This window comes from Leisingera sp. M658 (assembly GCF_025144145.1).
Classification (GTDB): domain Bacteria; phylum Pseudomonadota; class Alphaproteobacteria; order Rhodobacterales; family Rhodobacteraceae; genus Leisingera.
In genome coordinates this window covers 2,754,317-2,767,587 of sequence record NZ_CP083546.1, presented here as the reverse complement: position 1 = coordinate 2,767,587, position 13,271 = coordinate 2,754,317, and the positions used below count along the sequence as shown (strand labels likewise).

Here is a 13,271-nt window from a genome sequence, read left to right as displayed (position 1 = left end):
AGCATCTGAGTCGAGCGACAAGGTCCGCAAAGGGCTCACTGCTGCCTTGCGGTAGCGCAGCGAACCGCGTTGCCGTTGCGCTCTGAGACCGCCCTTCATAACGCCGCCGCACGCCCCGGCCATACGCCGGAAGACATGCTGCGCCTTACTATCGAATGGGCGTATGTCGTCTTCCGGAAAGATGAGCAGGACGCATTGCGGAAGTGCTTTGACTTCAACGATGCGACCCGCAAAAAGCCGGAAGACGACGATTTTATCCCGTATTAAATCGCCAGATCGTCAAGAGATTTCCCGGCTTCCAGAGCGGCGTGAACCCATGCAGGTTTACGCCCGCGTCCGCTCCAGGTTTGGGACGCATCATCAGGATTGGCGTATTTGGCGGCAGCTTTTGCGCCAGATTTACGACCCTTGCCGCCATGCAGGGCAATCACGTCCTTGAAGGATACGCCATGTTTTTCAGCGGCGGCCAACATTTCGGCATAGGCGTTTTGCCTGGCCTCTTTTTCCGCTTCCACCTTGCGGGCTTCAATAGCTTTGGCCAGCGCGTCCAGCTCCGCCGGGCTCATTCCAGTCAGATCAATTCCCATGTGTTCCTCGCGTTTTTCAGTTTTGCCCGGTCAAAGCAGATAAAGGGTTTTAAAGCAAGCGCTTGCCATATCGAAGCTAGTAATGCGTGCGGTAAATCGCACAGGTGATTTCTCTCCCCGTCCTTCCAATCATGCACAGCTGCCCACCATCAGGCCTTTATGAGCCGGGGATGATGGGGAACGGGCCGAAAGGCCCTGATGGTCGGGGCCTCCTTGATCCAAAGGAGAAGAGAATGAAACTCACCACACGATTTGAAGCCGCAAAGCTCAGCGATAACGAACTGCGCGGCCTGTTGCGCAAAACCTTCATTGCAATGGCCGCCAGCGCCCCAAACACACCGGAACGCCGGAATGCTCTGGCAACACTGGAAACATTGCAGGCGGAGCTGAATGCGAGGGCGCCAAACCCATAGCTGGAATGTTTTGGAAAAGAAAATCGCCTGATGGCTTGCCATCAGGCGAAATTTTGTTGGGGCGGTGTTGAAACCGCCCAGCTTGGGTTAGGAAAAATGCCTCTTGGTAGCTTCCCACTGCTCAATCGCTGCAATGCCGCCGCGCTTGGTATAGCTGCGCATCGGAAAGTCCATGTATCGCGGTTGCCAGTTCGCTGTCTTGGGTTTGCGGGTGCCATTGAGGCAATCTGAGATGATTTTCTTCTGCACCTTGGCTGTGGCTGTAATATTGGCTTCTACGGTGCTTTTGCCAGCAACTTCACTGACCATGGCGTTAACGGCCTCTTTGTCTTTCAGCAGATCGAAAAACACCTCATCCGCCTGCATGAAACTGGCCATATCCACAGATAACAGCTTGCCCAGCGTCTCCACCAAGGCCGAACCACATGGCAGGCATTCCGCGACCGAGAAGGCAAGCACCCGCATTACCTGCTCATCGCTCAAGCTCAGCAGCTTGGCCAAGATCGCAGGAAGATCGCGGCAGATGTGCCAGTCATTCTTGCGCGGAACCAGCGTTTCACTGGAATGGGCTTCAATATCGAGCAGTTTCAGGATTTCTTTGCGCTCATTGCTGATACGCTCCTGTCCGGCATTGGCAGCAAGGCTTTCGGCAATTCTGTCAGAGTTTGCCTTTTGCGGATCAGCCTGCACAGACCACAATTCCGAACCTGCAATGATTTGAGCAACAGCCAGCCGTAGCGCGATGGCCGGATGTTGCAGAAGCTCGGCACGGACAGCGGCATGACGATGCAGCGACAGGTAATTTTGCATAGCCTTGGTAATCTCGGGACGCTGGATTGTCTGCTCCGTTTCGCCGGACGCAGCCTTTTCACGCCGCTTGATCTCTTTGCGGGACAATTGCCCCTCGTAGAACGTGACTTCTCCGCTTTCGGAAATGCGCACATAGACCTTCCCGCCGCGCTCCTTCGGCGTATCCACGTAGTCATAAGCCGGAAAATATTCCCCGATATCCAGCAGGATCACATCCTCCCATCCATCGTCCAGATAAGCTTGCCGGGCTTGGGCAATGGCGGCGTTTTGCAGTGCCCAGAATTGTTCAGAGTCATCAAAATAACTTTCGTCTCCGAACAGATCGGTCACGATGCCGCCTTTGCAGGTTGCCGGATCAAACAGCGCGTTGCTCACCAGAATTTGCGCCCCGCCAAACAGCCAGCTTTTGAGCTGATAGCCCAGTGGCGCATGATCGTTTTTGTCCTTGTACAGCGCAAGCCATGCCTTTTGCTGCTTCTTCGTCGCCATGGTCAAGAGCCGCACAGTGGTAGCCGTGATGTCCTGTCTGCGGTAGGCTGTCAGGATCGGCGGCAGGAGGTTGGCAATGGCAAGGCGCTGGCGCACCAACCGTTCCGTGATGCCGAATTCACTGGCAATATCTTCAATGCATTTGCCCTGTTTTACCAAGGCGGCAAAAGCTCTGTACTGGTCAATCTCTTCCATCGGCAGACGGGCTACGTTTTCGGCCAAAGATGCTTCAATGGCTTTGGCATCGTCTCCCTCGCGCATAATGATACAGGGCACTGGATCAGGCTTTTCGCCTGTGGCCTCAAGTTCCTGCAAGGCATGGAAACGCCGTTGTCCGGCAACGATCTCGTAGCCTTCGCAGTTCCGGCGCACGAGAAGCGGTTGCAGCAGGCCAAGCGCTTTGATGCTCGGCAATAAGTCAGACACGTCTTTTGCGCCTGTTTTACGCACGTTGATTGCGGCGGGTTTCAAGTTCTCAAGTTCAATATGTTGCAGTTCCATAGGATAATCCTTTCAAGTGGTTGGGTTTAAAGTTCGGTGCAAGGGCACACCTCCAAACCCCCGAATGCTTTCTGATTGGCAATGTCGGGGGCTTGCAGATGCCCCCTTACGCGCAGCGGTAAATCAGCGTTGCGCCTGCGATCTCGGTTTCTGTGTAGTCCACAGCCAAATCACGGGCGATGGCGTCATAATCGATGTAGAATTGCAGGTGTTCGGGGATATCGCCGTACAGTCCTTCATCCACGAACATTTCTGCCAGCTCGCGCGTGGTAGTCGCGGCATAGATATCCACGTCAAAACGGCGCGGGTCTGGATCGAACTCATACCCGCACTCACCCACGGCAATGATGATCACCTGTTTATCGTGATCGTCCAGTTCCTCCACCAGCTCGAAATATTGCGGCAGGTTCGTTTGGTTGATGCCGATGGCGGCGGCCAATGCGCAATCAATGGCCTCACCGTCAATGAACTGGATTTCAAACTCCTCGACCTTCTGGCCGTAGTCGTTCCGCAGGGCTGCGGCCTTGGCATCGTAACCCGCCAAGTCCTGGAAATAGAAGCCAGTGGCGGAGATGTCGTAGGGCTGGGCAAACAGGAGAGTCATAACGTCCTCGCTTTCTTAAGATTGAAGGCGAAGCCGTCCCTTAGACCCCGCGCTTGAACCTCTGCCCAGCGGCGAGCGTCCCACTAAAAAAGCCGCGCATGCGCGGCTTGGGGCGTCTCGATCAAACCTTCCGGTGATGGGTCAACATCTTCTCGGGAGACCGCCAAAGCGGCGGCAAGATGATTGACCCACAGCCGCCAAGCGTCACCGGATTTGATGCAAGCTGAAAGAACAGGTTCTAAGCGTGCCAGGGCACGCGTTATTATATTGGGCAAAACCTACGGGTTCGCCCATCCCGCAATGGCAGCTTCCCAACAGATTGAACTCGTGGCAACTGCACAGTGGAAACGAATTCGAAACCCTCGGACATTCGCTGCAAGTGCAGCCCGGATCAGTCGCAACGACAGTTCTGCGCAGGAATCTGGATTTGCAAAACTCAAATATGAGGTGCCAATCAGGGCGCAATCAGGGCAGCGCAACTGTACTTGCCGGAACCCGATAGGCCGCGCCTGTCGGGTCACGTAGGAGCACTGTGACAGTGCATCTTGATCCTTTTGAAGGTGAAGGGTGCCACGTGAACGAAGTGTGTGAAGGGCGCGGACTTAGCAGCAACACTTACGGAATCTTGCTCGGGAAAAAGAGTGCCGTCCTGTGAGTAGATACTAGTCTGGCGTCTCCCGCCCTTCGTCGTCCAAGGACATCCATTTTAAGTCGCTCTCCGTCAGTTCGTGCCCTGCCTGCTTGATGACGTTGGTAACTCTTTCCCAAGACCCGTTGCCCAAATTTTCAAGAAGCTCCTTAAGCGTCTCCTCAAAGCACTCGTCCTTGAGAGAATAAAATTCCGCGCCTCTTTCTCGGGGCGGTGTGAGGTCTGGAATGACTGGCTCAACTAATTTGGCACAGAGGGCGCAGTCCGATGTGCAACAGCAGGCAACTCTGTTGGCTAGTCTATATATGTTTGATAGGCACATAGTATTTTCCAGTTTGCGGTAACGTGATGCAGGGCGTCAGGGGGCAAATGAGCATCAAAGGCGTTGAGTGTCATAGTGAATTTCGCATGTCTTCTTGTGCGCATAATGTTGATTTAACCAAGGGGCCAAAGTCGTTGATCTAAATTTTGACTAATCGCTTCGAAATACTTCGTACACCTAGATTGTATTAAATAAGGGTAAATAAAATCCTAATCAGGCACCAACGTTACCACAGGCTCCGCCGCACAGTTGCGGGCGTCAAAGGTTAATGGAATAGTTTAAGTCATTTTAAATGTGTCAATTTCAAGAATTCACCCTTCTTTCGCGAAAGTATCACGGTGACTTTTTGGCAAGTCTATTCTGAAGTTGTGCATATCCAAATTTATACAAAATCGCGTCTCATCCGCCGGGCATAGGGATGGCGTTATAAATGAATTTTCCGCCTGGATTATGAGTAAATGATGACGGTGGGCTTAGGCTCAAAACTCATCAAACCTACATCTTTGGGTTTCCAGGCTGTCCGAATGGTGACGATCAATTTCGAAGTAATAGTTGCGCTATTTCAAGGCATTGAGAGGCTGTTAGGCAAGAGGCTCGTCAAATCCGGAATGTGTCAACTCGACTTCGCTTCAGCGGTTCGACGCGCCAGGAGGTAACCCGATCATGCTTGGGTGCGCGCGCTTGGTACACCGCGAGTTTGGCTCTATCGGTGCTATATTGGCGGCCCTTGAACCTAATGCATCAACCCACTCTTGGTCGATACCGGTAAGAAAGCTGATGGGGAAAGGGAGAGATTTGAACACTTCTCTTATAAAATAGTATTTTTCCGCCACAGTCACGCCACTTTTCAGTCACCTCGTCACCCGAACGAAATGAGAACGTTTGATAAAGTGGAAACTCTTTCTATGGTGGTTTGCAATGTCTACTTATACAGTAAAAGGTGACGCAAAAGGAGCTGACTATGAAACTGTTAGCGAAGCTCACTTCGGCGTAAATTTAGTGACTATCTATGATGAAGAGTATGGCGACCCTGCATCAAGCTTGCCCTCTCTGGTTGAGGAGCTTGGGGTGACTAACCTTCGATTTCCCGGGGGCGGCGCCACAGAATATTATTTTGACATGGCAAACCCAAATGCCGACATTTCGTCAACTGATCGCGTTCAGGATTTACTTCCAATGAACCAGATGTTTGAGCAGGCAGGAAATTCTGGCTTGTCAGTTTCCATTGTCATTCCTACAAGGACTGGCTTTTCACAGAGCGCGCCAAAGGCTATGCTTGAGGGAAGCTACGGGAATAGGCGCGAACTTGACCCTGGATATTTAAGTGATCTCAACTCCTTCCTTGAAGACCTAATTCAAGAGTCTCATGAAAATGGAGTTAGAATCTCCGCAATAGAATTGGGTAACGAATTTTGGGGCTCGGGCGAGATGACTGCCTCTGAGTATGGATTTTTGGTTGCGAAGTTGCTTCCCATCATCGACGAATTCTTCAGCCAAAAAGGCATTGTAACGCCAGAAATTATTGTGCAAGGAACTTCGTCTGCCTCGGAGGTCTACTCTCCGAGAGAAGATACGATTGTTCATATCGATCCAGAAAAGGACATGTATGGTGTCTTTTCCGAGGCTTACATTGATGAACACTACGATGGGATTGTCCCTAATGGTTGGATTACAGTGAACGTCGATGGCCAGGGGAGCGCATACGATCAAGTGGTAGATATTACATCGCAGATTAATAGTGTTCCTGGCTCTGCGGACCTTGTGGGCGGTGTTTTACATCACTATTATGTAAGTAAAGGACTGTCTTCTGTTGATGAAGCAAACAGCTTTATGTTTGCGCAATACAAACGATTTGAAGACCTTCTGAGCAGGTCCGACTCTCTCGAACAGCTTTCCTATCATGTAACTGAATGGAACTCCAATCATTACGGGGAAAACGCACGTGGTCTAGAGCACGCCGCTATGATGGTTGAAATGTTCTATGAGCAGTTAACACATGGGATTGACGTTTCTCAGATTTGGCCTTTGACCTTTGATACGACACAAAGCATCACCCTGACAGATTTAGAGCAAGAGAACCTTACGATTGCCGGTGAAACGTATTCCTTACTGAGAGAAAACCTTGTCGGCATGACACCTGTACTGGATTGGTCAGTGGAAGGTGAAATCGACGCCCATGGTTTTGGAGACGGTTATGATTTTAAATTTATCGTTTCAAATCGAAGTGGTGAGGAGCGAACAGGAACAAAATTAGACTTCTCGGAGATAGTAGGTGACGATTCCTACTTTGTTAAATCCACAATGCTTTCCGACGGCGCAAAGGGTGGAGCTGACCATCGAGCTGAACCGGTGCTGACTTTTGGAGAAAGTACAACATCTGGCGATGGAGTGGTTAAAGTAGACCAAGAGCCTTGGGCATTGACCTTCATAGATTTCACCAGAATTGGAGATGGCGACGACTACATTGATGGAAGTGCCAATCGGGACGTGATCCGAGGACAGTCTGGTGATGACACCTTTTTTGGAAATTCTGCTAGTGACAGGCTTTATGGAGAAGAAGGCAGTGACACGATTAGTGGCGGTACAGGTCGTGACTACCTCAATGGTGGGCAAGGTAATGACCACCTCTATGGAAATTCCGGCCGAGACAAAATTGTCGGCGGCGGTGGTGCCGACACGGTTTTTGGAGGCACCTGGCACGACACCATATTTGGATCCACTGGTGGGGATTGGTTGGATGGAGAAAACGGCCGAGATGAGATATATGGAGGAAGAGGGAGAGACACCATTTTTGGCGGCGGATGGGATGATACAGTTTCTGGTGGGAAAGGTGCTGATATCGTCGACGGTGGACTTGGGCGCGACCTAATTGCGGGCGGCAAAGGAAGCGATCGCCTTACAGGAGGTGATGGTGAGGATACTATCTACGGTGGTAGGGGGAGTGACATTCTCCATGGAGGGCACGGTTCTGATAGAATTATCGACGGAACCGGCCTGGATATTGTGACCGGCGGTGAAGGGGCCGATCATTTCATTTTCACCTCAGATGGTCAGGAAGACCGCCTAACCGACTTTAAGGTCGGGTTGGACCTTCTTGATTTGAGGTTGTGGAGTATTGAACAGATTTCGAAACTGGACTTCTCTGAAGACCGGGCTGACGGAACTTACAAAACCGCAATTTCGTTCAACGATGAACGCCTTGTTCTAGATAATGTAACGGAGGATGAGCTCCTATCCGCAATAGACGGAGGGACTCTATTGTTCTGATCATCGCGTCCCTACTTCGCATAAGCGTTGAAAGTTCATCTTACATTTTTGCTGCGGATTTTAAAAATTATAATCGATAGGCGATCCAATATGCGGGTGTATCGAGGAACTTAAGGCCGGTCGCATGGCGTATCTGTTGGGGTTTTAGGAACGTAGGTAGATTAGTGAATCTTTCGAGAAGTCCGCTGCCTACTCCCGACAATCACGCGGTAGTAATTCAATGTCGCTGTGAGTCAGTCGGAACCTCTACCCAAAAGAGAATTCCCCGGTGGTTGCCGGGGAACTCTGTTAAGTATTCATGCTTTCGGTTTGTTAGTACTTCTGATTATTTTGAGATGATGTTCACCGACACTTCGATCCACAGGAACTTCTTCACGATTCTCAATTTGTCGAACTATCCCCTCCACTAACTTTTCGTTTATTGGAGGCAGGGTCTTCTTTGCTTGTTCGGCAATGGGCCTGAGGTCTATGATTTCAATGCTTTTTGATTGCAAGCAATTCTGCAAATTTTGCAGTCGCCCCTTGGATAGTGGTTGGATATTGTCCCAAGAGTAATTTTCAGCTTTGTCAAAGATACTGGGCATATGCCATCTCCACGATTTCCCACCCGTGGATGCCCGTGACGGTTTTACCTGATAAGCCTCTGCGATTTTTTTACGTGTATCTTAGTACACTGAATTGATAATAAGACTGATTGTTTTTAGTTAACAAAGTGTAAAGATCATCGTTTAACATGTATTTTTGCGATGCGGCTCTCCTGAGAGCGGTGCTGTTCAGCCGGGGGGTAATGTCAGTCCTCATCCCATCGGCCACATTGGGAGCTGGCATGCGGAGAGAGATCCGCACAGCCGCTTTCCCGCCGCCTTCTGAGCGGCGAAAAGGTTGCTCCTTCTACCTGTGCACTAAACGGCGGGTTATGTTTCTATGAGCATCCAACCTGCGCAGGGTTGGTCAGGGTTCCACAGGGGCAGGAACGCCCCTTGGTCTCGATCAAATCGTCATGGGGGTATCGGGGGTAGCAGGAACGCTCCCCTGATTGGTGATCGAACGGCCAGTCGTTTGTGCATGGTTCGGTGCAGGTGGAGCGGCACGTCTCCAAGTCCTGCGAGTGGTTTCAAGGGGCGCGATAGCCCTTTGATCGATGGGATGGTTCCAAGGCAAGGGCAGCAATGAAATGCTCCCTTCCTGGTCTCCATGAAATGGTGGTGATTGAACGGCCACACGTTCTCCTGGCTCTGGAATGGGTTCGCATACCCTGGATGAGCCAGCCGCCGGAGGGATGCAACGGGAGCGCGCAGCGGGCTCCCTTGCCAAGAGGTGGTGGTACTACCACCAACATCTTGCCTACCGTGCTATGCCCAGCAAAGCACACATCTCGCCTACAGTGCTATGCCTCGCAAAGCACACATCTCGCGATGGCTCTTAGTCGTGATTTAAGGCGTTTAGCCGGGTTTGATGCGCCACAACATGATCAAGCGCTACTATTCTGCTCTCGCGCAAGTTCGAGCGGTAGCGACGGATATCCTGCGGTACAGTGACGAACGGAACGGCGATGCTAGGTTTGGCTTCAACGGCCTTCCGCACTTTGTCCCCTTTTGCTTTTCGGGGCGCCTGACTGTGGATTGTAATCTGCTCAGCCACACCAGGCGGACATTCAGGAAGCGCTTCCTGCGTTACCTTCTTGCCGGCATTGAGCTTTTCAACATGACCTCGGCGCGAGCAATGAATTTCATGACGTGTTCATGATTTTCGCAACCCCTGATTTAAAGGGTCGCACTTCCTGGCTGGCATCTCTATCGGGGTGTTACAACCCTTTTCACAAGGCTCTGATCTATAAGTCTCTACAACAAATTGACGCCTCCCCACAATTGCCTGTTGGAAACATTCAGAACTGCAACCTGAATCGATATACAGAATTGTAAAAAACGCGATCTTAGGCTTTGAACTTCTACCAATAAGCGGTAAAATTGAATCCATGCCGTCAATAACTAGAGGGAAAACCCAAAAGTTTGACCGCCCGCAGCTCTACTTTCAAGAGCCAAATGACACGCGACGCTTTACAGCGTTCCACTCCCGCAGATTAGAGATGCCTCGCATCAAGTAGGCTAAGAAATGTGTAGGGAATGCTCAGGCGCATGAACCGGAAGCACATCCCTTATGTTGGAGTGCCGCTAGAGTATTTTTTTTCAACGCCTTAGATGGCGGCTCTCGACATCGGAGCTCCACTGGCCGTCAGAAATCTTCACATGATTGCAATCACCGGTATTGGTTTTCTGTAGACTCAAGATACCATAAGCGTGTATCCCAAAAATTGCGGTCACAGTTATAATAAAGCCCGATGAAGTGGCATGGATTCCGCTCCTGGGGGATTTGTTCGATTTAGTATTGGACATAATTCACCTCAAAAAAATGGGAGTATATCATGAGGGGTAACTTATTTGCAACCATTTTCTGCTTCGCTTTAGGCGTGGTGATTGCAGCGATCCCAATTCTAGCCAGTGAGCATCCAGACTTTGGGCACTTGAATAGTTCTGAGTATTGGGCGATTTTCTTGCTGCTCGGAGTGTTAATAGCAGGTATTCCACCAATCTTCAGGATATTCAGTATTCTTCAAGACCAGCAAAGCAAAGTGGACGACCTTCTCTTAAGCAACCTGGAGAGAAGTTTTGTCGGACATGCGCCCGAGTCTGAGAAGGTATTCTACAAGGATGTTGAAAAAGCGACCACTGTTCAGAACACTTCAGTTGCATTGAGGTCTCTTGACAAAGCGGACCGACGTTCATTGAAAGTCTGCTATCAAAAATGGCTTCGTCGTAGAGACACGAACTCATGGGAAGATTTGGTGAGTATCCGAGAGTTGTATTCAAGTAGATTTACGGATATTTCTGTTTCAAATTATACTCAAGGAAAGCATCGGGTATTTGTTTTGAGGGACGGAGTGACCCCCATGAACTTCACAATTTTAAAAGGGTTAGAGGGAGGCAAGAAACAAGCGGTTTATTTTGGATGGCTTCCCACCCAAAGCCGCGAAAAAACGAAACTCTTCAAGTCTACAGATGAGGGCATTGTTGAGCTATTCTGTGACTACTTTGATATTTTAAAGCAGCATAGCTGGAATGGGAAGCTGGACCCATCTGACGCGAACCATAAAGGGTTTACCCTGAACCATGAAGAGGACGAAAAAATCAAGCTGAATGTCGTTTCTCCCAGTGTTGTCGACAAGAAGGGTCAATGGATGACTGTTGCGTTTAACGCAGGTGCCGACGGCGATATGGAGCAAGTTCACAGCATCGCTTTTTTGACAATAAACTTCACGGGGCCAAATGTCACCTTAACTCCAGTGATTTATGATGTGAAGGGAGGTAGATTGCCGGATTTTTCGACTGTAGACGCTTCCTTTTTCAAGAACAACATCTACTTCAACTATCGCGTTGAGAGTCGCAGTTCCTATGGCATTTGCCATTATCAGTTTTTCAGACATGATACGCTAGGCTCAACCATTAGAGGGGTGTTCTGCGATAATGCTTCCAATAAGCGACATTCCTTGTTAGGTATTCCTGTAAAGTTTGATGAGAATACTGTCCGCGGGATGCGTGAACGTCAATTCAGAATGTATGTCGATCAGGCGAGGGAAAAGTTTGAACATTTTGAGCGAGAAGAGTTGAAAACCCTGATCGCCCCGACGAGCTAAGTCAATGCAGAGTTTTCTGAGACAGGAGTGAGTACATAGTTCGGCCAAAACAGGGCGGAATAGTTCCTCGGGCGTCACGTCGTAAGATGATTGTAACATTGGGTTTTCCTTTCGTTTGATGTGAATTCGTTCATGCCAGCCCCTCACGCCGGATGGCGCGTTGCAGGGTGATACGTGATACGCCCAGCAGATGCGCGACATAGCGGCAGGGATAGCCGTTCTCCGCGATGTCCTTATGCGCCAGATGCACGGTTTCCTTATCCAGCTTGCGCGGCCTGCCCAGGCGTTTGCCGTTGGCTTTGGCCGCCGCCAATCCTTCACGCGTGCGGCGGGCAAGGATGCGCCGCTCAAACCGCGCGAAAGCGGCGATGAGCGTGTAGAACAGCTCGCCTTCCTCGGTCGCGGTATCAAAGCTCATCTGGGCAATACGCAGGTGAATGCCGCGCGCCCGCAGCTGATCCGCCGTGATCAGCGCATCAATTGTCGAGCGGAAAGCGCGATCCAGATCCCAGACCAGGAACGTATCACCGGGATTGAGGCGGGCAATCGTGGCTTCAAACACCGGACGGTGGCGCGCGCCAGCGGATAGATACTCAATATGAAACTCGTCGCACAAATCGCGCAGGCCGTAGGCTTGACGGTCCGTGGATTGTTCGCGCGTGGACACGCGCAGATAAGCGATAGTGCGGGGTTCGGACATGGCTGGCTGCTCAAAAAGGAACCTTTTTGAGCATGGCCTGATATTCGGCGCTGAGTGGCGTTTTTCGGCTGTTTCTGCCCGTATTGCCGGGCTCTCCCTTAATACCAAATTCATTGAATCCCGTAAATCTGTGTTGGTCAAAATCCTTCAATTATGATCGCTCGCAAGAGATTGTTTGCAAAAGGAATTCTGACCGCGCTTGCACTCTGTCCACAGCTTTCTGCTGCGAACGGGTTCACCAGCGCCGATGTGCTGCAATGGGAGCAAAGCGCGCAGGACAGCATGTTCCAGACATCCATAGGTATGTTGGCAGTCGTTGCCTCACAGATGGATGACAAGGCGCAACTCGCAGAGTGCATTGATGACTGGTACTTCGCAGACCCATCAGCGAAACCTGCACGCAATGGCGCAATCCGTGAGGCCATGGAGAAGTTCCCCGACTACCACCCGCAAATCATCCTGTTTGCAGTGGTGGAGAAAGAATGCGGTAAGTTCTGATTTCTAGATTTCGGGGGCAGCAACATTCAATGTTGGACGGGCAACAGCTTCTTGATTGGAGCTAAGCGATTGATCCCTTGTGAAATACTCGACACGTTCCTCAGCGCGTGCAACAAGTTCCCCTGCGCGGTTCTGGAAGCCCGTCATGCCGTCTTTGGCGGTTGGATCGCGCTGATCGGCCATGCGTTCCTGCATATCACCAATCTCGGCTTGTCCCGCGTGGATACTGTTTTCCAGTTCCAATAGATCGGTCATGCGGTTTGCCGCTGCTTCCAGCTCTGCCAACTTTGGCTCGTCACCGCGCCAGACGATGCTTTCCGCCAGGTCGGTATCCACGGCTGTGCCGTCCTCGTAGCGGACATTGCCATCCTGATCCTGAAACACGGCGCGGCCATCCGGCAGGCGGGCGGCGCGGTTCATGATGTCCAGCATGGCTTCCTCGGTGCCTGCTTTGAGTTGCTGCACTTTATCCAGGGCGGTATCCAAACGGGATTGCGCATCACGCAGCTTTTCTTCCGTCTCGCGGTAGAGCGCGGCGTATTCCGGGTCATTCTGCATGAGGATCTGGAGATTGGTGAGCATGGCGGCGCGTTCTTCACGCTGCTTGGCGACTTTCTTGGGATCGCGCTCGCCACTGGGGAGGAAGCGTCCCATGCGGCCAACATCGCGCCCGGCCATTTCATTGTTGAAATCGTCCATGTCCTGAGCGCGCCGTTTGTCCCGCTCAGCCTGCCGTACAT

General features: G+C 51.1%; 12 protein-coding genes. 5 read left to right on the top strand and 7 right to left on the bottom strand.

Annotated elements, in window-relative coordinates:
* The first annotated feature begins 75 nt into the window (after positions 1 to 75).
* Positions 76 to 267: a hypothetical protein gene (locus tag K3724_RS13780; RefSeq protein WP_259986028.1), complete on the top strand. Its 192-nt coding sequence runs from the start codon at positions 76 to 78 to the stop codon at positions 265 to 267.
* Here the strand turns inward: K3724_RS13780 and K3724_RS13775 are convergent.
* Positions 264 to 587, bottom strand: coding sequence for an H-NS histone family protein (locus K3724_RS13775; RefSeq protein ID WP_259986025.1), 324 nt, complete (start codon positions 585 to 587; stop codon positions 264 to 266). The genes K3724_RS13780 and K3724_RS13775 overlap by 4 nt on opposite strands.
* 233 nt (positions 588 to 820) lie before the next feature.
* Between K3724_RS13775 and K3724_RS13770 the strand changes: the two genes are divergently transcribed.
* Positions 821 to 1,000 carry a hypothetical protein gene (locus K3724_RS13770; protein WP_259986023.1) on the top strand — a complete coding sequence of 60 codons (180 nt, stop codon included), beginning with the start codon at positions 821 to 823 and terminating at the stop codon, positions 998 to 1,000.
* Between the two features lie 87 nt (positions 1,001 to 1,087).
* Here K3724_RS13770 and K3724_RS13765 read toward each other — a convergent pair whose 3' ends face one another.
* Both K3724_RS13765 and K3724_RS13760 read right to left on the bottom strand, forming a co-directional pair.
* Positions 1,088 to 2,800: a ParB/RepB/Spo0J family partition protein gene (locus K3724_RS13765; protein ID WP_259986021.1), complete on the bottom strand. Its 1,713-nt coding sequence runs from the start codon at positions 2,798 to 2,800 to the stop codon at positions 1,088 to 1,090.
* A gap of 106 nt (positions 2,801 to 2,906) precedes the next feature.
* Positions 2,907 to 3,404, bottom strand: coding sequence for an antirestriction protein ArdA (locus K3724_RS13760; protein ID WP_259986019.1), 498 nt, complete (start codon positions 3,402 to 3,404; stop codon positions 2,907 to 2,909).
* A 1,889-nt stretch (positions 3,405 to 5,293) separates the two neighbouring features.
* Between K3724_RS13760 and K3724_RS13755 the strand changes: the two genes are divergently transcribed.
* The gene (locus tag K3724_RS13755) at positions 5,294 to 7,642 is read left to right on the top strand and encodes a calcium-binding protein (protein WP_259986017.1); all 2,349 of its coding nucleotides are present in this window, start codon (positions 5,294 to 5,296) and stop codon (positions 7,640 to 7,642) included.
* Positions 7,643 to 7,938: 296 nt separating this feature from the next.
* Here K3724_RS13755 and K3724_RS13750 read toward each other — a convergent pair whose 3' ends face one another.
* Positions 7,939 to 8,226 (bottom strand): hypothetical protein, encoded by a 288-nt coding sequence (locus tag K3724_RS13750; RefSeq protein ID WP_259986015.1) that lies wholly within the window; start codon positions 8,224 to 8,226, stop codon positions 7,939 to 7,941.
* Positions 8,227 to 10,064: 1,838 nt separating this feature from the next.
* Here K3724_RS13750 and K3724_RS13745 point away from each other — a divergent pair.
* Complete coding sequence (locus K3724_RS13745; RefSeq protein WP_259986013.1) at positions 10,065 to 11,333, top strand: hypothetical protein; 1,269 nt, start codon at positions 10,065 to 10,067, stop codon at positions 11,331 to 11,333.
* A 130-nt stretch (positions 11,334 to 11,463) separates the two neighbouring features.
* Here the strand turns inward: K3724_RS13745 and K3724_RS13740 are convergent, their stop codons facing one another.
* Together K3724_RS13740 and K3724_RS13735 are read right to left on the bottom strand one after the other, a co-directional pair.
* Positions 11,464 to 12,033 carry a recombinase family protein gene (locus K3724_RS13740; RefSeq protein WP_259986011.1) on the bottom strand — a complete coding sequence of 190 codons (570 nt, stop codon included), beginning with the start codon at positions 12,031 to 12,033 and terminating at the stop codon, positions 11,464 to 11,466.
* A gap of 10 nt (positions 12,034 to 12,043) precedes the next feature.
* Entirely contained in the window at positions 12,044 to 12,184 is a 141-nt protein-coding gene (locus K3724_RS13735; protein ID WP_259986009.1) for a hypothetical protein, read from the bottom strand.
* A 2-nt stretch (positions 12,185 to 12,186) separates the two neighbouring features.
* Here K3724_RS13735 and K3724_RS13730 point away from each other — a divergent pair, with 2 nt between their 5' ends.
* On the top strand, positions 12,187 to 12,531 hold the full coding sequence (locus K3724_RS13730; RefSeq protein WP_259986007.1) for a hypothetical protein: 345 nt from the start codon (positions 12,187 to 12,189) through the stop codon (positions 12,529 to 12,531).
* A 3-nt stretch (positions 12,532 to 12,534) separates the two neighbouring features.
* On the opposite strand, the gene K3724_RS13725 is transcribed toward K3724_RS13730, so the two are convergent.
* Positions 12,535 to 13,230, bottom strand: a complete 696-nt coding sequence (locus K3724_RS13725) for a hypothetical protein (protein ID WP_259986005.1) — start codon at positions 13,228 to 13,230, stop codon at positions 12,535 to 12,537.
* Between the last annotated feature and the right edge of the window lie 41 nt (positions 13,231 to 13,271).